The following is a 26571-nucleotide window of genomic DNA, read 5'->3' as shown; positions in this document are numbered from 1 at the left end:
TATGCTAAAGTTGGGCACAATTTGATGAAGACAATACTTGCTTATGTGGATTGCTATCGCTGCACTCAATTTAACATTTGCTGTAATTTTAGGTGCCTTCGGTGCACATGGATTGAAATCATTTGCCACACCTGAGCAACTTGCATGGTGGCATACAGCAACTGACTACTTTTTCTATCATGCACTTGGGCTACTTGCCTTAGGTATCATGGCCAAAACCCTCCCGCGCCTCCCTATAAAATTCAGTTTTATTTGTCTACAAATTGGAATATTTTTATTCTGCGGCTCGCTCTACTTAATGAGTATAGGCATTCCTCGAATCTTTGGTGCAATTACCCCAATTGGAGGTGCATTTATGATTTTAGGCTGGCTGGTTTTAGCTTGGAATGCATTCCGATACCCTAAATAGTTTTTCGTTGTTAAATAGGTCTGTAATGCAAATTTATTTAAATGGTCTGGTTCAAGACACCTCTTGCACGAACTTACTGCAATTGATTCAAACACTTTCCTTAGATGGCAAACGGTTTGCTGTTGAAGCCAATGAAATGATCATTGCAAAAAGCAAACTTGAGACCACCCCTATTTCTGATCAAGATCGAATTGAAATTATTCAAGCCGTCGGTGGCGGCTAATATGGAGCTTTGCATGGAAGATACACCACTTATTATCGGTAGCCGTCGTTTTAACTCTCGTTTACTGGTCGGTACTGGGAAATATAAGGATTTGACTGAAACTGGTTTGGCAATCCAAGCCAGTGCGGCAGAAATTGTCACAGTCGCCATTCGCAGAGTAAACATCGGTCAGCACCCAGATCAACCTAATTTACTGTCTGTGATTCCCCCAGAAAAATACACCATTCTGCCTAACACGGCAGGCTGTTTTGATGCGAATAGTGCGGTGCGTACTTGCATGTTGGCGCGTGAACTGCTTGATGGTCACAATCTGGTCAAGCTTGAAGTATTGGGTGATGAAAAAACGCTATACCCCAATGTCACCGAAACGCTAAAAGCAGCCAAAGTCTTGGTTGATGATGGCTTTGAAGTGATGGTTTACACCTCAGATGACCCAATCGTGGCACAAGAACTTGAAAGTATGGGCTGTGTTGCAGTTATGCCTTTAGGCAGTCTGATTGGTTCAGGTTTGGGTATTTTAAACCCACATACCTTATCGATTATTAAAGAAAATGCCAAGGTTCCGATCCTGGTTGATGCTGGTGTTGGTACCGCAAGTGATGCTGCGATTGCGATGGAGCTCGGTTGTGATGGCGTGCTCATGAATACTGCGATTGCTGCTGCACAAAACCCAATCTTAATGGCGTCTGCGATGAGAAAAGCAGTTGAAGCAGGCCGCGAAGCCTATTTGGCGGGCCGTATGCCGATCAAACGTATGGCTGCCAATGCAAGCTCACCAGAAACTGGCTATTTCTTTAAATAACATGATTTAAAGAAATAGCGCTAAATAGGCTTGTTCAATAAAAATGAGGCAGATATAAATGCCTCATTTTTATTGAAAATTTAGACTAACTTTAACCGCTTAAGGAATTAAGCCCTCATCGCGCATCGCAATTTGCACAGATTGACGAACTGCCACTTTTTTACGTAATGCCAAAATATTTTTAAATGCAGAAAGGTCATGCTGAACGACTTTCGACCAATTGGTGAGCACAAATAAATAGGCATCTGCAGGGCCAAAATTATCATTTACCAAATAATCGAAATCTGACTCACCCAGATAGTTTTCAATATAGGTTAAGACCTTATCAAGGGTTGCATAGCCACGTTGTTTTTCTTCTTCATTCAGCTGTAACTTCGCAGCAAAAAACACTGCGTAAGCATCATGCAATTCAGAGTTCAAATAACCAAGCCATTCAAGCACTTTGGCACGCCCTAGGCCTGAAGGTGGAATCAAATCTTGCTTAGGATCGTGTTGCGCCAAGAAGGGTAAAATAGCGACATTTTCTGTCAGAATTAGCCCCGGATTGATCTCCAATGCTGGCACATACCCTTTCGCATTAATACTATAAAAGTCTTTTCCTTTTTCTGTGATATGTGTAGATAGATCAACACGCTCCAAATCAAAATCTACGTTAATTTCATTTAAAATAATATGAGAAGCCAAAGAACATGCGCCCGGTGAATAATACAACTTCATAATCAATCCTTTTTTATAGAGCTCATTTAGTTTTAATGGGCTTTCAGCAAACATGCAAGTTTTTCAAATTATAATTTCATAAAAAATGAGTCTCCGTAACAAAAGAAGCATGATTAACCATCTGACCAAGCAATACTGGGTCGGTTTAACCTAAAAACTCCCCCCTCTAAGCCCACCAATTAAGTTGCATAAAAAATGCCCCCATATTGGGAGCAGTTTTTAATCAACAATGGTACTTTTTAAATAGTTTTATTTAAGTCACCCATTTTTCTAATAACACCTTGTTTAAGCAACACGTTTTTGTACCAAAATCGAACCAACCGAATAGCCAGCACCGAATGAACAAAGTACCCCATATTCGCCATCATTGACCTGATCAGCACTACGATGAAGCGCAATAATCACCCCCGCAGAAGACGTATTGGCAAATTCGTCGAGAATAATTGGCACCAATTCTGGATGAGCTTCTGCTGCTGGCTTACCCACAACCAGTTTGAGAATCAATTCATTCATGGTGGCATTGGCTTGATGCAACCAGAAACGTTTAACTTGTGAAGGTAAGATTTGATTCTTTTCTAACTGCGCTGTGATCATTTTAGCGACCAGTGGACAGACCTCTTTAAACACTTTGCGCCCATCTTGACGGAACTGTTTATCATCTTTAACTGCATCTTCACTGCTGTTTAAGAAGCCAAAGTTATTCCGAATATTATTTGAGAACTGGGTAAATAAGTTGGTGTCTAAGATTTCAAAACCTGTCTTGGTTTCTGTATTTTCAATAACCGATGCGGTCGCAACATCACCAAAAATAAAATGACAGTCACGTGAACGATAATCCGTATGCCCAGAGGTAATCTCAACATTAACTAAAAGGACACGACGCGCTCCAGACTGAATCGCATCATAGGCTTGCTTTAAACCAAAAGTGGCCGCAGAACAAGCCACATTCATATCATAAGCATAGCCTTGAATCCCCAAAGCAGTCTGAATCTCAACTGCGACAGCAGGATAAGGACGTTGTAAATTTGAACATGCCAAAATAACCACATCAATATCTTCAGCAGTCACACCCGCATTTTGCATCGCTTGCTTAGCAGCAGTCACCCCCCACTCAGCTTGAATTGAAAGTTCATCATCACTGCGTTCAGTCAAATAAGGACGCAAGCGCTTTGGATCTAAAATACCTGTTTTTTCAATAACATATCGGCATTTCACCCCAGAAGCTTTTTCAATGAACTCTGCGCTTGAGCCACGTAAGGCGGTCTTTTCACCTGCTTCAATTTGGTCAGCATGATCGTGGTTATATTGATCCACATATGCATTTAAACTTGTAACCAACTCTTCATTACTAATGACATGTTCAGGGTGAAATAAACCAGTACCTGTAATACGAATGCCCATGCAATACTCCTTGCCCTATAAAACTTATTCTATATTAACTGATTCCCACATCATCCCATAACTTTTGAAGACGTGTGCTCGAAACTGGCATTTTGGTTTTCATTGGTTGGGAAAATAGTGAAATGCGTAATTCTTCAGTCATGAAATATAAAGCTGTTAAACGTAGATCATGTTTAAACTTAAATAATTTATCCATCCAAGGATCAATATCTTTAATTGCAGCAAGATCACGATTTAAATTATTGGGTAAACGGTCTAATCGAAGAATTAATGCTTTTAAATAACGTGGATATTCCAACCAGATTTCATGCGGTTTGCTATAAATAAAATCAGATAGGCTCATTAAGTCCAATTGATCTTCAATATCATCAATACTCTTGGCAAAAATATCTTGATCTAGCATTAACAACTTGTGTCGAATCGATTGCCATTGAATATAAATCTCCGACATCATTTGTAATGCTGTTTGACCATGACTCAGAAATTCTTTTTTTACCTGCACCAGCAAAGTTTGATAATCCGCTTGCTGCAACGGTAATCTCTGAATCGACATCTGCAATGTCGCATAAATCAGCATTTGTTCTAATTGCGCGCGATCACCTAAAGGTGAATAAGCCAAAGCCAGTTGTTTGGAAATTTGCTTTTTCAATTGGCGAATCAAATCACCCAACTGCATATAAACCAAACCAATAATCCCTTCACGGTGTTGCTGTGTCGCCTCAACAGGATCATTAAATGTTTGAATGACTACAGATGAAATACTCTTTGCACTCAGTAGGTTAAATGGCTTAGATGGCACCAGTGCTTGATATTGCTTGAGTACCACGCCAGTGACCTTTTGGGCACTTTCAAAGATAAAGTTGTCTGGAAAAGTACTGAACTCACCACTAAGTTGTTTGACTGCTCGATGGGTTTCAGTACGACATCTGGCTTTTAACTCACTTAAATCACGACCTTTTTCAATGATTCGCCCTTTTTCATCAATCACCTTAATCAGCGGAATCAAAAAAGGTTCAATACGTTCTAAAGAGAAGTCTTGTGCCGTAATCTGATGACCACGCAATTGAAAAGCCAAATAACGAAATAAATGTTCTGATGGCTGCACAGACTGAATCCCTTGCATCAGCTTTCGTGCAGTATCTGGGATTGGCACCAAATTACGGCGTTTATCCTTAGGTAGCGATTTGAGCAAGGCTTCAATTAAATCTTGTCGCCATCCCGGAATACCCCATGACCAAATATCCTCATCGACCTGTGCCAAAGCTTGCAGCGGAATTCTAACGCTTGCACCATCTTCTTCATGACTTGGGTCAAACAAATAACTCGCTGCCAGTCGCAGCTCACCATTGTGCAAATAATCAGGGAACTGCCCAGTAGTTGGACGATCATTTAGCCAAAGTGCATCATTTTCCACATATAAAAAACGCGGCTGCTCAGCTTCAACCGTCGTACGCCAATCCTCAAAACTACGACGACTGGCAATTTCAGTTGGCACCTTACTCAGATAAAACTGGTAAATCGTTTCTTCATCCACCACCAAATCACGACGACGCAACTTATCTTCAACCCGTTCAACTTCTTCAAGTTTTAATAAGTTATATTTTAAAAATGGTGGCGTAATCCCAAGATTCCCAGTGGTTAAAGCATCTCTTAAGAATATTTCATGTGCTGCAGGCTGATCTATTTTTTCATAATTGGTTGGGCGTTTTGGTTCAATAATCAAACCAAATAAAGAAATTTGATCGTAGCAATTGACCATCCCACTTTTTTTCGACCAATGTGGCTCAAAATAATGATGTTTTAATAAGTCAGGTGCCGCCAATAAAATCCATTCAGGTTCAATCTTGGCCAAACCACGCAAATAAACCTGTGAAGTCTCAACCATTTCAAAAGCCATCACCCAAGCTGTATTACTTTTATGCAAGGTTGACGCTGGAAAAACTCGTGCTTTTTGCTGACGTACCGCCATATACACATTTTTATCATCGGTTTTATTGGCAATAAAAGACAGCAAGCCAGTCAGTAAAGCACGGTGTAAGTTTTCATAATTGGCTGGTTTATCGTTTAAAGTGAACTTTAAAGATTGCGCCAAATCCATTAATTGCTCATGGGTTTTTTTCCACTCACGCAAACGCAACCAACTTAGAAAATGCTGCCTTGCAAACTGCCGACGTTTATTTTCGGTTGAATTTTCAGTGCCAGTGGTCAAAGCTTCCCACAACTTAATATAAAACAAGAAGTCCGAATCAGCTTGTTTGAATAAAGCATGTTTTTGATCCGCTTGGGTTTGCTTGTCTGCTGGGCGCTCTCTTGGGTCTTGTACAGCTAAGGCCGCAACAATAATCAAGATTTCATTCAACACCCCAAAATGTGCCCCAGCCACGATCATGCGTGACAAGCGCGGATCAATTGGCATCCGTGCCATCATTTGACCGATTTTGGTGAGCTCATCTTTTTTCTCGTTATAAGCACTTAATTCAATTAACAGTTTACGCCCATCATTAACCAAACGATGATCGGGTGGCTCAATAAAATCAAAGGACTCAACTGCACCCAAACCCAAACTTTGCATTTGCAAAATAACAGAAGCCAAATTGGTCCGTTTAATTTCAGGTTCGGTAAATTCTGGGCGACCTTGGAAATCATCTTCGCTATACAGTCGAATACACACCCCAGGTGCAATACGGCCACAACGCCCCTTACGTTGATTTGCGGCAGCCTGTGATACTGCTTCAATCGGTAAACGTTGCACCCGAGAACGATAGTTATAACGTGACATTCGTGCAAAACCGCTATCGATGACATAGCGAATATTCGGAACGGTTAACGCTGTTTCTGCGACGTTGGTTGCAATAATAATGCGGCGTCCACCACCAGATGGATTAAAAATCTTTTGCTGTTCACTCAATGCCAAACGCGCATATAGGGTTAAGATTTGTGTGTGTTTCGGGCCGAACTTTTTCAGGGTTTCTTCAAGTTCACGAATCTCTTGCTCGGTACTGGAAAAAATTAGAATATCTGCATGTTCTGGATGGCCTTTTTCCGCAGCATCTTTAAAACATTCTTCAACTGCTTGCACGACAGCCCGTGGTAGATTTTCTTCAAATTGATCAAAGTCATCATCATCACTCCCCACAATACTCAGCTCAGAGATAGGACGATAACGTACTTCCACAGGGAAGCTACGACCTTCGACTTCAAAAATTGGGGCGCCATTAAAATACTGACTGAATCGATTTACATCGAGTGTTGCAGAAGTGATAATCACTTTTAAATCTGGGCGTTTAGCAACAAGTCGCTTTAAATAGCCCATGATGAAATCGATATTCAGTGAACGCTCATGCGCTTCATCAATAATAATGGTGTCGTATTTATTTAAATATCGATCATGTGAAAGCTCTGCTAAAAGAATACCATCCGTCATTAAGCGAAGTATCGACTCTTGCGATCCCTCTTCATTAAAACGAACTTTAAATGCAACGGTCTTGCCAAGCTTTTCACCCAACTCTTCTGCAATACGTTGCGACACACTACGTGCAGCCAAACGTCTTGGCTGAGTATGGCCAATCAGGCCAGTCAACCCACGACCAGCTAACATTGCAATCTGGGGTAACTGTGTCGTTTTACCCGACCCTGTTTCACCCGCTACAATAATAATCTGGTGTTTTTGAATTGCGGCAATCAACTTCTCAGCATATTGTGAAACAGGTAAATCTTGATTGAGCTTAATGGTGGGCAGACGAGATTGTCTTTCACGCACTTTATGATTTGATTGATCAAAAAGTTTTTGATATTGCTCACTATTGGCGTCTTTGCCTTTACGCAATCGATTTAAACGCTGACGGTCACGTACCATGACTAATTGATCGACATTTAAATGACTATGCACAGAGAGCTAACCCTAAAATGATAAAAGAGCTGCGTATTTTACGCTTTAATGAATCGAAACGGTAGTCATACGTTTTCACCCATTAAGATTGGAAGTTTACGCATAAAAATTTGCCACTGGCTTAATTTACAAGCTCTGACACATAGCACCTACAGCGCATGACGACGACATAAATGGTATATTTCGCAAAGGTTTATTCGCTGTTGTTATTTTTTATTTTGCCTATTTTTATAAAGATCATTTTCCTAAAATTCTATTTAAAGTTAATCATCGCCTAATACTTGTAGCGAAAAGATCATATTAAAATAAAAATGAAAGCCGAAACTTTCATTTGATTGCTTTACTGACGATCCATCAATATTTTAGCTTAGATACATTTAAATGTAATTTTGGCTACACCATTTTGCAGGTGTGAGCTTAATTTAGTATCTAAAACTTTCGCATTTTTATCCTGCTCAGCACAAAACTTTGTTGCATTGACTAAGGCATAACCTTCTGCACCGCTTTTACGCCCAGCTCCTGGAGCAGCCTCTACAGCAGCAAGATAATTTCCATCACCTAAATCTTGAATATTTGCACTAAAAGTTAAGCCTACACCTTTCCACTTGGTGTGGTCATTTGTTACCGCACAGCCAGTAAACAATATTGTCGTCATTAAAGATAAAAATAATATTTTATTTTTCATTTAAGCATCCATTAAATTAATTAGCATTATCAATATACCTTGGTTTAATTTTTTTTGAATGTATTAAGTGTGTAATATTTAAAAGGTGTTTATAAAATACTTTTAAGTAAAATCAATTATAACCTTATTATTTGTTCGCAAAGATGGAGTGATTAATGATTTCAAGCATAGCTTTTTAGACCGTTCATTCTATTAAAAAAATCACTTCGTCACGAATGCGGCTTAAAGAGAAAAGGTTATTCACCACTTCACAATAGTTATAATGACTGGGCGCTTTTAAACCATATTTTTAGATAGTATTCCCATTGCACGCTTTAATTAAGCTTTAGAAAAAATTAGCTTTAATCCGCGTATGGCTGCACACATAAAAAAACCCTGCACGGAGCAGGGTCTTTTGTATTGATCGATTACAGGCTGTAATACATATCAAATTCAACAGGATGTGTCGTAGTATTTAAACGACGTACTTCTTCTTGTTTCAATTCAATATATGCATTCAGCATATCTTTAGTGAATACACCACCTTTAAGCAAGAATTCATGATCCACTTCAAGCGCTTCCAAAGCCATTTCTAGGCTGTGTGCAACGGTTGGGATTTTTGCTTCTTCTTCTGGTGGTAAATCATATAAGTTTTTATCTGCTGCTTCACCAGGATGCAGTTTGTTTTGAATACCGTCTAGGCCGGCCATCAACAATGCTGCAAATGACAAGTATGGGTTTGCCATTGGATCTGGGAAACGTGCTTCAATACGCTTGCCTTTAGGGCTAGAAACGTAAGGAATACGAATTGATGCAGAGCGGTTACGCGCAGAATAAGCCAACATAATTGGTGCTTCAAAATGCGGTACTAAACGCTTATACGAGTTAGTCGATGGGTTGGTGATTGCATTCAATGCACGTGCGTGTTTGATCACACCGCCAATGAAATACAATGCCATTTCAGAAAGACCCGCGTATTCATCGCCTGCAAACAAGTTTTTGCCATCTTTAGCAATCGAAATGTGTACATGCATACCAGAACCGTTGTCGCCAACCATTGGTTTAGGCATAAACGTAGCTGTTTTCGCATATTGATGAGCAACGTTCCAAACGGCATATTTGAATTGTTGAACTTCATCTGCTTTACGTACTAAGGTATTGAAACTAACACCAATTTCAAGTTGGCAAGATGCAACTTCATGGTGATGAACTTCAACACGACCAGGCCCCATGATTTCTTCAATTTTGGCACACATTTCTGCACGCATATCTTGTGAAGAATCAACGGGTGGAACTGGGAAGTAACCACCTTTAACACGTGGACGGTGACCTGAGTTACCTGCTTCGTAGTCCTTACCCGTTGACCATGCTGCTTCTTCAGCAATAATAGTCGAACGAGCGCCAGACATATCGATGTCCCATTTCACTTCGTCAAATACAAAAAATTCTGGTTCTGGACCAAAGAAAGCAGTATCACCAATGCCAGTTGATTTTAAATACTCTTCTGCACGGCGTGCGATTGAACGTGGGTCACGCTCATAACCTTGACCTGTAGAAGGCTCGATTACATCACAAGTAACAACGATAGTTGCTTCTGCAAAGAACGGGTCAAGGAAACAGCTTTCAGCATCTGGACGTAAGATCATGTCCGATGCTTCGATACCCTTCCAACCAGCAATTGAAGAACCGTCAAACATTTTACCGTCTTCAAAAGTGTCTTCATCGATAGAGTCAGCAGGATATGTGACGTGCTGCTCTTTACCTTTGGTATCAGTAAAGCGAAAATCGACCCATTTTGCGCCACTTTCTTGTATGAGTTGAAGGACTTTGTTCGCCATGCTCATTTTGCTCCAGTGAATTTATGTGCACTTTTCAAGTGCGTTTGAGTTGTTGGCCGTTATTAAGCAATTCTCATACCAATATATTTAAAAGTGATAGAATTCATAAATCGCTTAGTTGATCATTCTTCGATAACGGTTTCAATATGCGCTATTATACTGAGTGCTACCATAAATGCACCATATTCACCCAACCTAGTTCAGTTTTGATCACAATCTCAGGTTAAGTGTTCTAAAATAGTGCAACAGCGTTATGACTGATTTATGCATGGTTCTCTTACCCATCGATTAAGCATTAAGAAACACACACTCTTCCATTTAAACAGATAATAAATTCACTGATTCAGTTTGGACATCACTCATAATCTTGCCCCGTTCCAGCAGTTGATTAAAGTAGCTTTCAACGACTTGCGCTTGTGCTGCGGTTGATTCGACCTGATACATACGTTGACGAAACTCATTACTGGCATGTAAACCTTTGGTGTACCAAGCAATATGTTTACGCGCAATACGACAGCCCGAATATTCACCATAGAATTGATAAAGCTCACTTAAATGCCCCAGTAAAACCTGTTGCACCTCTGCAATATCGGGTGCAGCCAAGTGAGTACCTGTTTTCAAATAATGTGCGATCTCTCTAAAAATCCACGGTCGCCCCTGTGCCGCACGACCAATCATAATGGCATCAGCACCGGTATAATCCAGCACATACTTCGCTTTCTCTGGACTATCAATGTCACCGTTGGCAATTAGCGGAATATTGATCTCTGCTTTCACTTGTTTTATTAATTCATAACGTGCTGTATTTAAATACATATCCTCACGCGTACGACCGTGCAGAGCCAAGGCCGCAATACCTGATTGTTCTGCTTGTTTTGCAACACGTAAAATATTTTCGGTGCCATTTAAAAAACCTAATCGGGTTTTTAAAGTTATTGGCACATCAACAGCGTCAACCACGGCATCCAAAATACGTGCGACCAAATCTTCATCTTGCAACAAGGCTGAACCTGCAAGTTTATTGCAGACCTTTTTAGCTGGACAGCCCATATTAATATCGACGATTTGCGCACCATTAGCGACTTGATAACGTGCAGCTTCAGCCAAGTCGATAGGATCTGAACCTGCAATCTGTGCCGAAATAGGTGCAATTTCACCATCAAAATTGGCACGATACAAACTCTTTTTAGACATGCGCAGCGTCTGATCTGAGGTCATCATTTCGCTGACTGCATGCCCTGCACCGAAATATTTGCACAACGTTCTAAATGGGCGATCTGTGACACCCGCCATCGGGGCGACCCAAATCTTCCTATCTATTGTTTTATCAAACAATTCAGCAATCACCTTGTTTTGACTCAATTTTCTTAACCTCGTTTAACTTCGTTTAGTTTACTCTTATTGACTTTTTATGCCTATCAGTTGCACCATATTTGCACCTCAGAAAACAAATGGTGCAAATCGATGGGCACAGTCACAAAACGTCAGTTAAAAGACGGCACAATTAAGTATAGAGCTCAGATTCGCGTCCAGCGTACTAACTACCCAGATTTTGCGTTATCTAAAACATTCAGCAAAAAATCTTTGGCTGATGAATGGATCAAGCGTACTGAAGCAGAAATTGAGCGAAATCCTGAAAAAATGCTAAATCCCGAGGTGCAATTAAAACAAAAGACACTTAGGGAATTTATTCTTCAGTATTTAGATGAAGCGGATAATTTTGCAAGGACAAAATCGGGAGCACTAAAACATATCGCTAGTTTAAGTATTTCCGAGAAAAATATCTATTCTTTAACTCGACAAGACTTTTCTGAGCACGCTTTATCACGGCGCAAGGGTGATCCAGTAAAAGGTACTGATGGTGTGTCCCCTTCTACAGTCCTAAAAGATATGAGCCATATAAAAGCAGTCTTGGTCCATGCTGAATTTGTTTGGGGTGAACCACTTGAGCATGTTTTAATTGAGTATGAGAAAGCATTAATCGGTCTGCAGAAATCTCGCATTGTGACGAGATCCAAACAGCGCGACAGATTACCCTCTGCAGAAGAACTCCAAATCCTTACCAATCATTTCTATAAAAGTTGGCGTAGGGTTAAAAACTCAACACCGATGCACTTGATTATGTGGTTTGCCATCTATACTGCCCGCCGTGAAGATGAAATTTGCACCTTGCAGCTAAATGATTACGACGACATAAACACGCAGTGGCTTGTACGTGATGCTAAAAATCCAAAAGGATCTCTAGGTAATCATAAGTATGCCCACATGGAACCAAGGGCTGTTAGTATGATCGATGAATTCATGAAACCAAATATACGCACAAGAATGCTTGATCTTGGTTATGATAAAAACTATCTAATTCCTGTAAATCCCTCGACCGTATCAACCTACTTCACACGTGCATGTGGTGCATGCGGAATTAATGACCTTCGTTTTCATGACCTAAGGCATGAAGCTGCAACTCGCTATGCTGAAGATGGACTCACTATTCCACAGCTACAAACCATAACATTGCATGAGTCATGGAATACGCTCAAACGCTATGTAAATCTTAAAAAACGTGGTGTGCGTTTAGAGTTTGAGGATGCAATGCGTGTTGCTGAGGAAAGTTACGACAACTTCTATAAAGAATGGAGCAAGACTCAGCGCTATATCGCCTCATCGGATCAAAGTGACGCATTCGATAATGATTCTGAGATAGATGTACCTTTCACTTTTATTAAACAACACTTGGACCTATTTATTGAGATCCATCAAAATAATAAGTACTTTAAGCGGATCCATGCGAAAAAATTGCAAAGTAGAAATCCATTTGCCTTCAGTAATGCCGATAGCCGTTTTCATGCTCATGATATTCAATTATCTTGGGAGGACTGGTTTATAGGTAATGCTAAAATTGATTGGTCTGAGCTGCCTGAAGGCACTACGCATTTTGGTATTAAAGATTTGAGCGCCGTGAAGAAATTAAAAACACGCACTTATATTTTTGACACTGATCTGAGTGTTTGGGTTGATAGTTTTGGTAGCTACCATTTTGATGAAGGGAAGCATTTGGTGAAAACGGAGAGATTTGAGAGATAAAATTGATAGCTGGAAACCCTAGGACTGTTGCAAGCTTAATTTATGATTAGCGTGTGATAATTTGATGCCTCAATGCTCCCAATCAAATGCTAAATAATTAATATTCATTTGCTTTAGCCTTTACAATAATAATATTGTACGTAGATAAAGATTATTATGTATTATAGATATTTACATAAACTCCATATTTATAAATATATGTCTAAAACAGATGAGTTTTTAATTACAAACTTGACTAACATGCTCGAGGATCACCTTGAATCATTGGGTACTAAACATAAATTTTGGTATATATCCCAAAAGAAGCGCTATCTGTATAAATCGATCAAAGTAACTCGGAATGGAAGCGATCATTATAGATATGGTGAAGACTGTTCAGAAAAGATCGCTTGTGAAATAGCTAAAATACTTTCCATACCACACCTTCATTATGAACTTGCAATTTTTAATGGGCTTAGAGGTGTTATGTCTGAAAATTTCATTTCTGATGATGGCGGCGAAAGTTTAGTTTTAGGGAATTCATTATTGGAGAGCTTTAACTCCGATGACTCTGAAGTCCAAGTCCATCAAACAATAGATCAAGTTTACGATGTTCTTGAAAATATCATATGTAAGAAGCCATTAGATTTTGACTCTTTGCCAAATATAAAAACAGCAAGCGAGTTTTTTATCGGTTATTTGATGCTTGATGCACTAATATCCAATCAAGATAGGCACAATGAAAACTGGGGAGCAATTCAAAAAATTGATGGAACATTTCATTTAGCTTTAACATTCGATCATGGGGCAAGTTTAGGAAAAAATATTACAGATAAAGAGAAAGAGGAAAGGTTAAATACACATGACCACCAATATTCTGTAAAAGCCTACTCCGCAAAAGCAAGATCATGGTTTTTCCTGAACACTCAAAAAAAGTCGAGATTAAAGGTAATGCAAGCATTGTCTGAAATGGGTAGGTATCACCCTTTAGCATATCGCGAGTGGGTAAAAAGACTTGAATTAGTAGATGATATCCTCTTTTTGGGTGTAATCGAAAGAATACCAGCAAGTCTAATGAGTCAAATCTCAAAAAAATTTGCATTTGAGATGATAAAATCTAACAAGCGTACTATCATAGAGAACTTCTATCAAAATCACTAATTAGATACTTCAAGTTTGGATTACCTTCATGAACACAGTTTTTATTCTTTGGCAAGATAAATCTCATAGCGGAAGAATGTGGCATGCTGTTGCTAAAATTATTTATGATTTATCAAGCGGTTATATTTTAAGCTACACAAAAGGAGCTAGTAATTCGAGATTTCATGGCTTCCCCAATATGGTTGATAAAACTCAATCCTACTCTTCCAGGGAACTATTTAGTTTTCTTAAAAATAGGATTCCACCCTCTAGTAGACCAGAGCACGAAGCTTTATATGAATGGTGCAATCTTGAAACATCAGCCAACTATCTAGAATTATTGGCTGCTTCGGGTGGAGAAAAAGCCACTGATAGTTATCGTGTAATAAGTCTTCCTCAAAATGAAAATGGTAGTTATCTCAACACTTTCTTTGTCAGTGGAATTAGATATCTCGATGAAAGTCAAAAACTTTATATCTCTAGTTTAAAAGCAGGCCATCTAATTGATTATGTGTTTGAAGATAATAATATCAACGACCCTCTTGCAGTGCTATTACTAGATCATGTTCAGAAAACTAATCTCGGGTATTACCCACGCTATCTAACAGATGACTTAAGAAATCTCAATGATTTAAAAGCTAATGTACAGATTCAAGTTGTTAAGGTTAACCAAGATGCACCAGAGCAATTTAGAATGTTGTGTAAGACAACATCTTCTTGGCCTACTGACTTTAAATCATGTGATAACGATGAGTTTAGGGATTACATTGATTAAGTGTGCTTCATAGCTCTTAATCGAGAGTCTTGATAACAGCATCGTGTTTAACTCTGCAATCCTGATACTTTCCAATAAACTCAACAACCCAAAGAGTAATATCTTTACCCTGCCCCGACTCAATTTCTCGAAGTTCTGGGCACGGCGTTTTTAGATTAGCTGGTATTGTTGGTGATGAGGCTATTAATTTTGTACAGCCTTTTGTTATCGTACTATTTTAAAAACATATGAATCTAATGAGTGAGTTTAATTTCTAAAGATATTAGAATTGCGCCTAATTTCAAAAATGTATTTTTACTTAAGAGAACTGGATGTCATTTAGATACGATATTAATGGACTACGCGCAATTGCTGTTCTTGCGGTTGTACTATTCCACTTTAATCCGACATGGCTGCCTGGTGGCTTTGCTGGTGTTGATGTCTTCTTTGTCATTTCCGGTTTCTTAATGACTTCCATTATTTTTAAGGGTGTCGAAAAAAATACGTTTAACTTATTCAAATTTTATAATGCACGTGCCAATCGTATTATTCCCGTATTAGCTGCACTCTCAATTGTTCTTGTAATGTTTGGAATATTTTATCTTCTACCAACCGATCTTGAGCAACTTGGTAAGCAGATTCAAAAAAGTACAACCTTTACATCAAATTTATTGTTTGCAAAAGGAGGTGGTTATTTTGATACCGGTGAAAAAACAAAATGGCTACTACACACATGGTCTCTTTCAGTTGAATGGCAATTCTACATATTCTTTCCCATAATCATTCTACTGCTAAAAAGATTTCTAAATATTGAAAATATTAAGAAGGTTGTCTTAGTATTATGTATCTTAAGTTTTTGTTACTGCGTTTATGCAACATTAAAAGACAGTAAAACTGCCTACTTTCTACTGACCAGTCGTGCATGGGAAATGCTTATTGGTGGTTTGGCATTCTTGTATCCAATTACAATACAGAGCGTTAAAAAGAAAGCCCTGCTACAACTTACAGGGATCTCTTTAATTATGGTTTCCTACATCATTATTTCAGAACATACGCCTTGGCCAGGCTACATGGCATTACTACCTGTATTTGGCACATATCTTATTATTTTATGTAATTTTCAGAATAACCCGATCATCAATAATCCATTTTTCAATCATATTGGTAAATGGTCGTATTCTATCTATGTATGGCATTGGCCTATTGTTGTAGCGGGTGTATATTTTTCAATACAACACTGGTGGCTATGTGGTATTCCGCTCTCCATACTCCTAGGATACTTGAGTTATCAATTCATTGAGAAGATAAAATTCCAAAGCTTTAGCTCATGGAAAGATATATATAAAGTGAAACCACTTTATATGTTTCTATTTATACTTGCTTTGGGGCTTTTTATAAAAAAAACCAATGGCATGGAATTTCTTTACTCAAATAGTATTAAGGAAATTCTTAATGCTGTAGATGATTCTAATCCTTATGAGTGTGATTCGAGACTAAAAAACAATACACTATATGAATGTGTGATCGGTAATCCCGAAAACATTAAAGCAATCATTGTTGGCGACAGTCATGCTGATGCCATCACGACAGCTGTAGCAGCTTCATTTAACTTAAAAAAAGAAGGTATTATTGCAATAGTCACGGCTGGCTGCCCTTTTGTGATTGATGCTAAAATAAACTATCATGATAAGGTGTTTTGTCATGATTTAAATATACAAAGAATGCAATGGCTCGTAGAGAATAAGAATAAATATATCAATACCCCACTTATAGTCTCCGGAAGATGGGTCGCTTATTTAAAAAATGAAAATGACCCTGAAAAAATTGAAAACAACAATCTCCCTCCCCTGTACTTTGGCTCGATTAAATTTAGGTCTCAGAAAGATTTATTTGCATTATTCTCCGATAAGCTAGAAAAAACACTATGCCCTCTAACTTCAAGCTATCAAGTTTATGCACTACTACCTATTCCTGAAATGGGCAAAAATGTCCCTAAAACCCTAGCTAAAAATATTCTAATGAATCAGTCAGACGACTCTTCAATTACCTTATCTGATTATCAGCAGAGATCTAGTGGTGTACATAATATTTTTCAAGAGATAACCAGATCTTGTAACGTGAAGATATTAGATCCAGCAGCCATCTTATGTAAAACAGGCCGATGTATTGCTGAATTCAAAGGAAGGCCCATTTATCGTGATGGTGATCATCTGAGTGAATATGGTAATAAATTACTAACACCAATGTTCAAACAAGCATTGCTGTAATAAAATAACCCTCAATCCGAGGGCCACGCCCCACTCAATCGCTCTTTATCAATTCGCTCTGCATCACACGATTTCGCCATGTTTCGATATTCTGCAACGCAATGCTTGAGTACGTCTGAGCCTGTGTCGATGTACTCAATGATGGTTTTTGTGGAAGCACTGGGCAAATTGCGCTTTGCTTTATCGAGTTGCTTTGACAGGCTGTCAGCAGCAAGATCAGCGGAACGAGCATCAGCATTCGCAGCTTTGATTTTTTCGATAGCATTTTGTTCTGCCTTTAATAAGTTTTCTGAGTATTGCTTTTCAAGTCGAGCCTTTTCGGTTTGAGCTTTCGCAATTGCAGTTTCATAAGGTTTGATTGCTTTGGCTACAGCATTGGTTTGAGCAGTTGCAGCCTTATTGAGTTGCCCTTTCAAGAGATTCGCATAACAAAGGCTGATCAGCAGACATAAAAAAAGCGCAATAATCAGAGATATGCGCTTGTTGAGCAGAATCCAAGTCATTGAGCACCTACACATTTTTGATGACGATCAAGTTGTCGCTGCCACACACCCCAACAATTATTGGAGCGAACTGAGCAATCTTTTTTAGCCACGTATTTCCATTTCAGTAATGCATCACATGCCTGTCGATGTTGCCCTTGCAGCAGTCGTCGACGCATAGATGACTGGTTCCAGTTTGCTTGCCCGAAGTTGTAATTAAAGTCTAAATACACGTCATATTCAGCTTGAGATAATTTCACGCCATCGAGTGACTTTTTAAACGACACTTCATCTTTAGAGATATGGGCTTTTGAAATTTCAATTGCACGCTCTTTGGTGATTGGCTTATCCGTCATTTTGACTTTAGTTTTGTCTTCGTAGACAGTAGAGCCAATACCGATTGTTGGCACCTTGCCGCTATCTAGATATGGCTTTGAGCTAAAGCCCTCATAACCAATTAATGAGCCAAAAAAAAGAGCCGAAGCTCCAAGAAAACCAACAATAACCTTATTTTTTGACATCGCATTGCTCCCGTCGTTTTTTCACTTCAAGTTCATGTATTTCTTGCTCACGACGATTCTTCTTGTGCTGAAAAAATAGATTTACAAAGAAATTGCAAACACTAATAATCAAGCCGATTACAGCAACACATATACTGATTACAGCGATAAAATCTAACTGTGCGAACCAAGCCGCAAAGCCGAAGCTGCTGAAACCCACAGTTGTTTTTGTTGCAGTGCTTGCAGCAGATGCAGTTTCAGCAAGTGCTGCACTTTTTTCAGACATATATTTCCCCAAATTTTTGACGTAAAAAAACCGCTTTCGCGGCTGTGTTTTTAAAAAATTAAACTCCAGACACCCGTGGGCCTTCTCGATATGGGCAGTAAATTACATTCTCGTAGTAGTTGGAGTACGACTTTGCGCTATTACTGCCGTCTACATTATATTGTTGTACAAGCTCCACAACCATTGTTTGTGATCCCTCCATTCTTATACGTGGGTAGAAGTAAGTTTCTCCATAACCCACACCATTAGACCCGATTTTGTACGCTGAGTAAAAAGGCAAGGTTGATCTGTGTGAGATAAATAGATTTTTAGCATCAAGCCCCATAGGGACTGAAAATCTATATGTGGCCGCTGGATTGGCTTTTACATTTACCCCGCCATACATGCTTCCCACAACTTGCATGTAGCCGCGCATCGCATCAAATACAAGCTCACCTGAGGCATTAAATGCTTGCGCACCAAACTTGCATGGAATCATCGGCAAGCTCGTATAAATGCAGTACTCGATTTCCACACTAGGAATATCCGTGCCGCAACTCATATTTAGATAGTAAAGCGGATCACCATCGTATTTCGCATATGAAATACTTGCGAAGTATGGTATTTCAGATGATGTACGAGTAAACAACATTAAGTTGTAAATTACGTAATCTACATTGATTGCGTTAGTGTCGAGATCGAATCCCAGCTCTCTGAGCGTTGTGAAGCTCATTACAGGCCTGAGTTTAGAATACTTAAACGTATTTCCGTCGATCAGATATATGCGTTTGCCAACAGAATCTGTTGTTATGAGTTTACCCCTCATCAGAAACTTGGGTATTGCATACTCATCATCAATAATAACATTGCCGTTTGCGTTCCGTATTTCAACATACTTAGCCACGAAAACCCCCAACAACTACAAACATATCATTTTTCATTAATGGCTCTGTCCATGCGGCATCCGTTGAGTACACTCTACCATTTGAATCCAGGTAATATCTAACCCTACCCCATAGCGTTACCCGCCAGTTGAGTCCACCCAGTGGTGTAAAGTAATAAAAATACCCAGCGTTGGAGGTTTTGCCACTCTCCACCCAAAAGTAAGGATTAACTAAGTCGGAAGGCACAGAGAAGTCAAAACTCGCTTCATAGTTGCTGTTTGAGTTTTGCTGGGGTAAGGCTATTCTGCTGCGAACATAAGTAACTGGAAGGTAGGGGTTAAATACATCCATAACCCCACTTCCGTCAATATCAATTTGCATGCCTGCTCTATCCAAATCAGCCATTACCACAACCCATCTCTGTATCGTAAAACGTTATTGTCGTCATAAACCTCAACAACAAGCCCTTTTTGCACTCGTCTTGCACCAGTCTTATTGTTCGGGTTTTTGTACGTCACAAACTCCCCGAACTCAGCAGTAATCGCATTCAAGTTTTCAGCATAAATCTTACCCGCGTCAATCCGACCAATTGCTGCGCTATCTAAATAAAGACCAGGAGGGACTACAGTGCCATTCGGCAGGGTTTGAGATGTTGACTGATACACAAATGCATATTTTGGCTTAGCATTGGGATTTGTAATATCTGTCGGTGCAGCAATAGCAAAGCGATCAGCATGAATAATAAAGTCTGAGGTTTTGCCATTTGTGCCCAAGCCGTAGCCCGACAAGTATTTACCCGACTGCATTCGCAAATAGTATTGCGCCTCCAAGTCATCAACTTTTTGCTGAATATCAATAAAAGCTTCATTGTCAGAAATATCAGCAATCTTATCTCTCAAGCCTTGGCTTAGCTGGGTTTCAGAGATTTGACCATCGAGTAAATCAAGAACATCTGTTGCGTCAACGACAGTTGTACCAGTTGCCCATTCCGACCAATCACCCTTATTTCCGATGCGATCAATCAGGCGCCCACGATATTTTTGCGTTAAATTTGGCTGCATGCCTTGGATTGTGTTGGTTGTGGTTGGATAAGCAAAAAGCCCTAGTTGGGCAATATTTGATTTACCATCCGGGCTTACTTCGATCTCTGTATAAGCGGTATCAAGCGCCCCGGTTGCTGGAAAGCCCCAATTCAACTGCATGCCGAATAAGATACCAGTAGCTTTAATGAATGCGAGCTTTGGCGGCCTACCCTGTTTGCCTTTGAGCTCGGTTAGTTTTGAATATGTTGGTAAAGATGAAATCTCAAATGCCGAAATAGCAATCACGCGTGCTTCATACTTACCCGCATAAATACCGGATACTTCAGCAGAGTTGCTTCCAGTAATCGGCAATTTAATCCAGTTTCCATCGTCCTTACGCCATTCAACCTGATACTTAGTTGCATTCTTCGCTTGCAACCAACTAATCACCATCGTTTCAACCGCTAGGCCCTGTTGCACCATTTGCTCACTTGAAATCGTAACCGATTCAACTGGCACCTGAATAGTTGGGTTAATGATTGAGATCGGACGATCATCAATAAATGCACCGCGATCAATTGCATCAAACTTAGACTCGTTATATTGCAGCGCTGTGATCGTAAATTGATGTTGTTCGTTCTGCGCAATTGAAATAACACGGAACTTCATGGTTGCAAGGTCTTTCGCATCTACTGCCCATATATTTTGAGCTGCAACAGAATCAAAAGCAGCAACAACAGAGATAGTTCGACCTTTAATGCTAGACACAATTCGTGCTTGAGCTTTACCATCTTCACCATTTACAACCAATCGATCACCAGCACGGCACACCACATCATCGCGATCAAGCGTAATACTTTTACGATCTTTTGATACTGCTGCAATACGACCACCATTAGCACGACCTGCAAGCAAGGGATCTGCTATTTCAATTACTTTACCTGGTAGGGGGATATGACCATCTAAACCAACTTTAAATGTAGCAGTTCGAGTTTCAAGTTGTTCAGACTTTAAGGCCCATTGGCCAGTCCGTTGTGCTTGGCCTTCCGATGTGCAACCCCATGCTTCAAGCTCCAGCATTTTTACTGTTTTATCTTCTGAAATTGCTCTCTCATCACGCACAAATACATATTCAGTTTTATATCGATTTTGTGGGTTATCCCAAGCAACCTTAACTACATTATGCCGATCGCGTGATCGTGTCCCTGTGTAGTCAATCGACTCAGTGCCACCAATAATATTTGCCGATGTGTACGTAAAATAGGTATCTTGCGGTAGATCTGCCTCGCAGACAATCGAGGTGCCATCCCAATAACTAATCGCACGAAAGAGCCCTGCTAGTTTTCCTAAAATATCAAAAGCAGCTTCAGCACTTTGAATATAAACATTACAAGTAAAGCGGGGTTCTTCTCCACCCTTACCATCTGGTACTTTTTGGTCGCAGTACTGAGCAAGTCGATAGAGAGACCACTTATCAACCATTTGCTCGGTTAAGCGATTGCCTAATGCATAGCGTTTGGCAGTACAGAGGTCGTAATAGATCCATGCTGGATTATTAGTATAAGCACGTTTAAATAAGCCATTCCACATCCCGACATAAGTACGAGATACAGGATCATAATTAGTCGGCACCTTGATTTTGATACCTTTTAATTCTACTGCAAGTTTGGCGGTATTTGAGAATAGCTCGGCATCGTATTGCACACCAATTAATGCGGTATTTGGGTAGGCCATTCTCATATAAACGATTTCAGTAATCGCCTGTACATACATCTTGTCACTGACGTATTCGGAGGTTGAGTTTGGTGTTTTACGTGTGACACGAACCAACCAGCTCTTGTTTGCCTTAGGTAATACTATCTCGTGCGTACGCTCGTAATTTGGTGCGGTCTTACCTGACATTTGTGCATCAAGTGCCAGTTCCCAGGCACCTCCATCGGTTTGCACCTCAATTGAGTAGTCAATCTTTACACCCGTCACATCACCATTACTTGGATCCTGTTGTTTGAGTGCCCCAAAACGCACACGCACAATCACCGCATCAAGATTTAGATTCGTGAGGCCTTTCACCCACGGTGTACCACTCTTAAGTTCAACACCGACCGCAGACTCAGACGCAATATTTTCAAAACCTTCCATATAGGTTTGGTCATTGGTACCAGTGCGGAAATTAAGTATAAGGTCTTCGAAATTTCTTGCCCCACTGTCACTTTCAACAGGCGTATCATCGAGATAAACAGACTTAAGACCCTTCGCTAACCCCTCAACCTCACCCTCCCCCATGCCGTATTGCAAACGCGCATACGTTTTTGAGGCAGTAGTATCATTAGCGACCTTAGGCTGTCTTTGACCTTTGCTGCCACCTTTGGCACCCATTACAACTTCATGCATACTTTTCACCACGCATTAAAAAAGGCGCTTATTGCGCCTCGATATTCCCCAATATTATTTCTTTCCACCACCTCCGCCTCCACCGGTATGACCTGCGTCAGCAGAACTAAACGTATCGACAGCATATTGGCCCGCATTGACGATAAAGCCACCAACTTCACGTTGACCATAGAGGATTGGTACTGGGTTACCTTGCGCAATAGTGGTGACTGCACCTCCAAAACCAAAGTTTGATTTATTACCATCTTGGTTTTGATCCTGCTCATTCACTTTGGGCATGAGCATCATTGCCACACCACCTACCAGCATCCCTGCACCTGCAGCCATTACCCCATACCCAGAACCAGGCGCATACACGTTCATCACCGCACCCACAACGACCATCACAACACCAAGAATAGTTTGTAATACCCCATTACCACCCGCGCCAATCACACGCGGTACAATCTTGATAATCTCGGCACCCGTATCAAAATCAATCTGATCTTCACCAATGTTCTTTTCATCCTGAAAGATAGCAAAAGTTAGGCCCTGCTCATGCGCTGTCAGCATGAATTGCTCAAAGCCTAGCACTTGAACCGATAATGCCTTTACAGCCTCACGTGTACTTTCCACAGCAAGTTTAAATTCTTTGCCAAACTTCTTGCCAAGGACGCCGTACAACTTAATTGTTTTGAGCATTTTTATGTCTCACTATTTTAACAATACGTTCTTGCCATTGCTGACCAAAGATTTCACGTACTGATTTACGCCCATAGGGGTGATGTAAAATGAGTGGTCCACCAAAACACGAGGTACTTTCTTCTGACTTCAATTGCCACTGATCGCCGAGCCAGATTACTGCATGATTCGGATGCTCAGTTCGTCCAACATTGCACACCAGCATGTCGCCATACTGTGGTTCATTCACTTCATAAAATCCCGCTGCATTCAAGTTTTCAAGATAAAGTGACTCATGATTCTTATCACTCCACCAATCATCCTGGCGTTCGAAATCCATAAGCTGAATACCCAACTCACGCTGATGGAAATCGCGAACAATCGAATAGCAATCTTGATAACCATGATGATAATCACGGCCAATCAATGGTGCTTGATAGCCGCAAGGCTCATGAATTTGAAACTCCACCTCTGGCCATGCACAAATTACCCATGGCTTTTGATGTAATTCAATTTGCAGCAAATCCAGATCGGAAGCACGTGCAGTCGCATTAGGGTGGGAATGCACAAAGGCCTCAATCTCTCCATGATCTTCCGCCTTCGCTAAATCTTCATGATTAATCTCAAACTGCCCTTGTTCAGCCACGTTTCGACATGCGATGTATTGCCCTAAAATGATGACCCCACAACATTCTGCGGGGTAACACTGTTCGGTATGCGCCAAGATATCTGCTTTAAGTTTCTTTGTAAGTTTCATATTTACACCATGCTTGAGGCCGGAAACCCGCCAAAGTGCACCTCATTGTTACGACAACGGCATCCTGAGGTTCTAAAGCTACAACCCTCTAAAGCAGGGTTGTCTGTGGGTTCATCTTTATTTGTGAACATTGCTGCACCGATATAGCCACATTCTTCACTGCGATATTCCCAACCACAGTAATTAGAGATTTGACGGGTTGGAATTTTTAAGCCCTCAAAGTCAACGGGATTTGATAATTCAAAAGTGACAGCAGTAGCATTTTCGGAAGTCTTTTGCTCAATGAACCAAAGTTGTGTTTTTGACTCATTGGAATTAGCTGAAGCATTGCCACCGCTAAAATTGGCCGCATCCAGATACTTGGCCAAGGTCGCAATGACTTTAAGTTTAGCCCCTGCAAAATCACCAAATCGTAAACAGTAAGCAGATACGGCACCTTGGATACCATTGATATTATTAGCCATGCTTAAAGTGGGCGCAGAGGCTTTGCCATCACTCCGCATTTCAAGACCTGAGACATCTAGCGCCATTGGCTCGAATGTCTGACCTTGCCAAATTATATCTCTGCGCCAATTAACCTTATCTCCGATCTTTAAAACTTTGCCTGAGTAGCTACTCATATCCCCCGACAATCTTTCCGTATTACCTGAGAAATAATAAATACGCTCCCAGTCTTCAAATGAAATATGACTATGAAAACGGAGGATGCCTGCCCCTAATTTACTTGCATCTAGTTCGTAAAGCATTACGAGACCATCAACATACAGCTTTTGAAAATCGCTATTTAATCCCATGCTTCACCTTTTTTTGGGCGTAAAAAAACCGCTAATCGCGGCGCCGTGTGCATTTGTGTTTAGTCTGGAATTGCTAATGCTTGTTCCCATAATTTATTTAACTCGTCATCCGACATGCCTAGCTCTTTCTGCATAAATAAAACTGACGTACCCATGCGTCTGTAACCATTTGCTTTATTGAACTCGATATTAACGATTGCGCGTTGCATCGGATCTTCAATTGCATTGATTGCAGCTTGAATACTATCTTCAAGACTGTTCATTACAAGTGTCATGTGAAATTGACGCCCCGTAAGCATTGGATAGTTTTCTATTTTAATTTGTGCGAGCTTTTCTTGATTAACGGTAATTACACCGCTATCTGAGAGTTCCCAAGCTTCTGTTGGTGCATCGGGAAAAGTGGTGCTATCTACGATGAAATATTTAACATCTTTTGGAATTGCTTGTGCTGCAATTTCTTCAAGTGCCATTGTTTCAAGCGCTTCACTTGATGCAGTTATGATGCAAATAGAGCCATTATTTTTGAATATAATTTTCATTTACTAAATACTCCGAAAGATGCCATATACGGATCACTTGGATTCCACGTATTATTCCAAATATTTACATCGAAACCTGAGCTAGTCATATTTGAAATTGAAAGCGCCCCACCCGCTTTACCTGACGAACTCACATTTAACCCGTGGACTACGCTGTAATCCGAATAAATGGGTGTCAAGAAGCGCACAGTGTATACTCCAGTTGACGCGCGAGATACACTAAGAATATTGCCGTTGGCTCTCATTATCGGTGTTGTGCCACCTTCAAAATTCACCCATGCTCGACAAGCAAACGTTGGTGCTGATCCAGTTGCATTCAATTGATTCTTAACAGCTTCATTCATCTTTTTAGATGTAATTGCTTTTGCGTCATCAATCCCTGCATTCGCTTCCGTTTGCGATGCGAACTGAATGGATAGAGCTTCAGCGGCAATCGATAAGCCAGTACCAACTTTTACACCTCCTTTAGTAGTTGTTGAGGCTGTTGGTAGTGTGTATGTTTGTGGTTTAGGGATTGCTGCAATTGCTTGTGTTAAATCAGTATTACTCGGCACATCAAGATTTGTGCGGGCTTTTTCTGCTGTATCTGCACCTGTACCGCCCTTGTTAATTGGGGTGGTTCCAGTATCAGGCGGCTTTGCATTTGAAATTGCCTGAGTTACCTCTGTCTTACTATAAACATCAAGATTTGTTCGTGCAGATGTAGCGTTAGTCGCTCCAGTCCCCCCTTTATTGATCGGAGTTGTCCCAATATTCCCAATCTGCTGATCTGTATATGATTTTGAGCTGGAGAGCGCACTATTCGCCTTGCCTGATGCATCTTGTGCTGCTGCAGTTTTAGCATTGCTCTCAGCAGTCGAGGCAGCAGTATCTACATACTCTTTTGTGATATCGCTTGTTGGGATTGTAATATTTGCAGAGCCATCAACTTCAACACCGTTGAGCAAAAATGGAGTTTCTAACTTTTTAGCACTTCCAGCCGCTTCGTTTTTTCCTAGCTTGTTTTCATCAAGATATTTAAAATTAGCACTAGCCTTCTCCCACGATACTCGGTCAACATCGCCACCTTCACCCGTTGGCTCGGCACCTAGATTAAATTTTTGAATAGCCATA

24 protein-coding genes are annotated in these 26571 nt (G+C 40.3%); 7 read left to right on the top strand and 17 right to left on the bottom strand.

Going from position 1 to position 26571, the window contains the following annotated elements; all coding sequences use genetic code 11:
• Positions 1-43: 43 nt before the first annotated feature.
• From FD716_RS06335 to FD716_RS06325, 3 genes are read left to right on the top strand one after another with little or no spacing between them, the layout of a single operon-like run.
• Complete coding sequence (locus FD716_RS06335; protein ID WP_139851500.1) at positions 44-409, top strand: DUF423 domain-containing protein; 366 nt, start codon at positions 44-46, stop codon at positions 407-409.
• A gap of 25 nt (positions 410-434) precedes the next feature.
• Entirely contained in the window at positions 435-632 is a 198-nt protein-coding gene (gene thiS / locus FD716_RS06330; RefSeq protein WP_139851499.1) for a sulfur carrier protein ThiS, read from the top strand.
• A gap of 13 nt (positions 633-645) precedes the next feature.
• On the top strand, positions 646-1434 hold the full coding sequence (locus FD716_RS06325; RefSeq protein WP_139851498.1) for a thiazole synthase: 789 nt from the start codon (positions 646-648) through the stop codon (positions 1432-1434).
• Between the two features lie 99 nt (positions 1435-1533).
• On the opposite strand, the gene FD716_RS06320 is transcribed toward FD716_RS06325, so the two are convergent.
• The 6 genes from FD716_RS06320 to dusB all read right to left on the bottom strand — a co-directional run bounded on the left by FD716_RS06320 (position 1534) and on the right by dusB (position 11278).
• A complete protein-coding gene (locus tag FD716_RS06320) occupies positions 1534-2151 on the bottom strand; it encodes a glutathione binding-like protein (protein ID WP_139851497.1) in 618 nt (205 codons plus the stop codon).
• Positions 2152-2436: 285 nt separating this feature from the next.
• On the bottom strand, positions 2437-3552 hold the full coding sequence (locus FD716_RS06315) for a beta-ketoacyl-ACP synthase III (protein ID WP_139851496.1): 1116 nt from the start codon (positions 3550-3552) through the stop codon (positions 2437-2439).
• 34 nt (positions 3553-3586) lie between these two features.
• On the bottom strand, positions 3587-7408 hold the full coding sequence (gene hrpA / locus FD716_RS06310; RefSeq protein ID WP_407641923.1) for an ATP-dependent RNA helicase HrpA: 3822 nt from the start codon (positions 7406-7408) through the stop codon (positions 3587-3589).
• Positions 7409-7808: 400 nt separating this feature from the next.
• A complete protein-coding gene (locus FD716_RS06305) occupies positions 7809-8126 on the bottom strand; it encodes a hypothetical protein (RefSeq protein ID WP_139851494.1) in 318 nt (105 codons plus the stop codon).
• Between the two features lie 407 nt (positions 8127-8533).
• Positions 8534-9949, bottom strand: a complete 1416-nt coding sequence (gene glnA, locus FD716_RS06300; protein WP_171476994.1) for a type I glutamate--ammonia ligase — start codon at positions 9947-9949, stop codon at positions 8534-8536.
• Between the two features lie 312 nt (positions 9950-10261).
• Positions 10262-11278, bottom strand: a complete 1017-nt coding sequence (gene dusB, locus FD716_RS06295; protein ID WP_267285312.1) for a tRNA dihydrouridine synthase DusB — start codon at positions 11276-11278, stop codon at positions 10262-10264.
• Positions 11279-11407: 129 nt separating this feature from the next.
• On the opposite strand from dusB, the gene FD716_RS06290 reads away from it, so the two are divergent.
• The 4 genes from FD716_RS06290 (at position 11408) to FD716_RS06270 (ending at position 17164) form a co-directional block, all read left to right on the top strand.
• On the top strand, positions 11408-13024 hold the full coding sequence (locus FD716_RS06290) for a tyrosine-type recombinase/integrase (RefSeq protein ID WP_139851491.1): 1617 nt from the start codon (positions 11408-11410) through the stop codon (positions 13022-13024).
• A 198-nt stretch (positions 13025-13222) separates the two neighbouring features.
• On the top strand, positions 13223-14164 hold the full coding sequence (locus tag FD716_RS06285; protein ID WP_139851490.1) for a HipA domain-containing protein: 942 nt from the start codon (positions 13223-13225) through the stop codon (positions 14162-14164).
• 28 nt (positions 14165-14192) lie between these two features.
• Complete coding sequence (locus tag FD716_RS06280; RefSeq protein WP_139851489.1) at positions 14193-14918, top strand: hypothetical protein; 726 nt, start codon at positions 14193-14195, stop codon at positions 14916-14918.
• Between the two features lie 311 nt (positions 14919-15229).
• A complete protein-coding gene (locus tag FD716_RS06270) occupies positions 15230-17164 on the top strand; it encodes an acyltransferase family protein (protein WP_139851488.1) in 1935 nt (644 codons plus the stop codon).
• Between the two features lie 11 nt (positions 17165-17175).
• On the opposite strand, the gene FD716_RS06265 is transcribed toward FD716_RS06270, so the two are convergent.
• Genes FD716_RS06265 through FD716_RS06215 form a run of 11 tightly spaced genes read right to left on the bottom strand, consistent with a single transcriptional unit; the run spans position 17176 to position 26570 of the window.
• Positions 17176-17667, bottom strand: coding sequence for a hypothetical protein (locus tag FD716_RS06265; RefSeq protein WP_139851487.1), 492 nt, complete (start codon positions 17665-17667; stop codon positions 17176-17178).
• Complete coding sequence (locus FD716_RS06260) at positions 17664-18167, bottom strand: lysozyme (RefSeq protein WP_139851486.1); 504 nt, start codon at positions 18165-18167, stop codon at positions 17664-17666. Before FD716_RS06260 ends, FD716_RS06265 begins: the two co-directional genes overlap by 4 nt.
• Positions 18154-18432, bottom strand: coding sequence for a holin (locus FD716_RS06255; protein ID WP_139851485.1), 279 nt, complete (start codon positions 18430-18432; stop codon positions 18154-18156). The genes FD716_RS06260 and FD716_RS06255 overlap by 14 nt, the downstream gene beginning before the upstream one ends.
• A gap of 58 nt (positions 18433-18490) precedes the next feature.
• Entirely contained in the window at positions 18491-19315 is an 825-nt protein-coding gene (locus FD716_RS06250) for a hypothetical protein (protein ID WP_139851484.1), read from the bottom strand.
• Positions 19308-19700, bottom strand: a complete 393-nt coding sequence (locus tag FD716_RS06245; protein ID WP_139851367.1) for a hypothetical protein — start codon at positions 19698-19700, stop codon at positions 19308-19310. Before FD716_RS06245 ends, FD716_RS06250 begins: the two co-directional genes overlap by 8 nt.
• On the bottom strand, positions 19700-22708 hold the full coding sequence (locus FD716_RS06240) for a host specificity protein J (protein ID WP_139851483.1): 3009 nt from the start codon (positions 22706-22708) through the stop codon (positions 19700-19702). Before FD716_RS06240 ends, FD716_RS06245 begins: the two co-directional genes overlap by 1 nt.
• 54 nt (positions 22709-22762) lie before the next feature.
• Entirely contained in the window at positions 22763-23389 is a 627-nt protein-coding gene (locus tag FD716_RS06235; protein WP_139851482.1) for a tail assembly protein, read from the bottom strand.
• Positions 23373-24125, bottom strand: coding sequence for a C40 family peptidase (locus FD716_RS06230; protein ID WP_139851481.1), 753 nt, complete (start codon positions 24123-24125; stop codon positions 23373-23375). The genes FD716_RS06235 and FD716_RS06230 overlap by 17 nt, the downstream gene beginning before the upstream one ends.
• Positions 24126-24127: 2 nt before the next feature.
• A complete protein-coding gene (locus tag FD716_RS06225) occupies positions 24128-24919 on the bottom strand; it encodes a phage minor tail protein L (protein WP_139851480.1) in 792 nt (263 codons plus the stop codon).
• Positions 24920-24978: 59 nt separating this feature from the next.
• Positions 24979-25458: a hypothetical protein gene (locus FD716_RS06220; protein WP_139851479.1), complete on the bottom strand. Its 480-nt coding sequence runs from the start codon at positions 25456-25458 to the stop codon at positions 24979-24981.
• Positions 25455-26570, bottom strand: coding sequence for a hypothetical protein (locus FD716_RS06215; RefSeq protein WP_139851478.1), 1116 nt, complete (start codon positions 26568-26570; stop codon positions 25455-25457). The genes FD716_RS06220 and FD716_RS06215 overlap by 4 nt, the downstream gene beginning before the upstream one ends.
• Between the last annotated feature and the right edge of the window lies 1 nt (position 26571).

This window comes from Acinetobacter pullicarnis (assembly GCF_006352475.1).
In the GTDB taxonomy this organism is placed as follows: Bacteria; Pseudomonadota; Gammaproteobacteria; order Pseudomonadales; family Moraxellaceae; genus Acinetobacter; species Acinetobacter pullicarnis.
This window is presented reverse-complemented; position numbering and strand designations above follow the sequence as displayed.

Coding starts and splice junctions, on each gene's coding strand:
- FD716_RS06260 (WP_139851486.1), bottom strand. CDS start 18,167: ATGTCAAAAAATAAGGTTATTGTTGGTTTTCTTGGAGCTTCGGCTCTT.
- FD716_RS06290 (WP_139851491.1), top strand. CDS start 11,408: ATGGGCACAGTCACAAAACGTCAGTTAAAAGACGGCACAATTAAGTAT.
- FD716_RS06280 (WP_139851489.1), top strand. CDS start 14,193: ATGAACACAGTTTTTATTCTTTGGCAAGATAAATCTCATAGCGGAAGA.
- FD716_RS06255 (WP_139851485.1), bottom strand. CDS start 18,432: ATGTCTGAAAAAAGTGCAGCACTTGCTGAAACTGCATCTGCTGCAAGC.
- FD716_RS06225 (WP_139851480.1), bottom strand. CDS start 24,919: ATGGGATTAAATAGCGATTTTCAAAAGCTGTATGTTGATGGTCTCGTA.
- glnA (WP_171476994.1), bottom strand. CDS start 9,949: ATGAGCATGGCGAACAAAGTCCTTCAACTCATACAAGAAAGTGGCGCA.
- FD716_RS06305 (WP_139851494.1), bottom strand. CDS start 8,126: ATGAAAAATAAAATATTATTTTTATCTTTAATGACGACAATATTGTTT.
- FD716_RS06325 (WP_139851498.1), top strand. CDS start 646: ATGGAAGATACACCACTTATTATCGGTAGCCGTCGTTTTAACTCTCGT.
- FD716_RS06315 (WP_139851496.1), bottom strand. CDS start 3,552: ATGGGCATTCGTATTACAGGTACTGGTTTATTTCACCCTGAACATGTC.
- FD716_RS06230 (WP_139851481.1), bottom strand. CDS start 24,125: ATGAAACTTACAAAGAAACTTAAAGCAGATATCTTGGCGCATACCGAA.
- FD716_RS06215 (WP_139851478.1), bottom strand. CDS start 26,570: ATGGCTATTCAAAAATTTAATCTAGGTGCCGAGCCAACGGGTGAAGGT.
- FD716_RS06220 (WP_139851479.1), bottom strand. CDS start 25,458: ATGAAAATTATATTCAAAAATAATGGCTCTATTTGCATCATAACTGCA.
- FD716_RS06270 (WP_139851488.1), top strand. CDS start 15,230: ATGTCATTTAGATACGATATTAATGGACTACGCGCAATTGCTGTTCTT.
- hrpA (WP_407641923.1), bottom strand. CDS start 7,408: ATGGTACGTGACCGTCAGCGTTTAAATCGATTGCGTAAAGGCAAAGAC.
- thiS (WP_139851499.1), top strand. CDS start 435: ATGCAAATTTATTTAAATGGTCTGGTTCAAGACACCTCTTGCACGAAC.
- FD716_RS06320 (WP_139851497.1), bottom strand. CDS start 2,151: ATGAAGTTGTATTATTCACCGGGCGCATGTTCTTTGGCTTCTCATATT.
- FD716_RS06335 (WP_139851500.1), top strand. CDS start 44: ATGTGGATTGCTATCGCTGCACTCAATTTAACATTTGCTGTAATTTTA.
- FD716_RS06285 (WP_139851490.1), top strand. CDS start 13,223: ATGTCTAAAACAGATGAGTTTTTAATTACAAACTTGACTAACATGCTC.
- FD716_RS06265 (WP_139851487.1), bottom strand. CDS start 17,667: ATGACTTGGATTCTGCTCAACAAGCGCATATCTCTGATTATTGCGCTT.
- FD716_RS06240 (WP_139851483.1), bottom strand. CDS start 22,708: ATGCATGAAGTTGTAATGGGTGCCAAAGGTGGCAGCAAAGGTCAAAGA.
- FD716_RS06235 (WP_139851482.1), bottom strand. CDS start 23,389: ATGCTCAAAACAATTAAGTTGTACGGCGTCCTTGGCAAGAAGTTTGGC.
- FD716_RS06245 (WP_139851367.1), bottom strand. CDS start 19,700: ATGGCTGATTTGGATAGAGCAGGCATGCAAATTGATATTGACGGAAGT.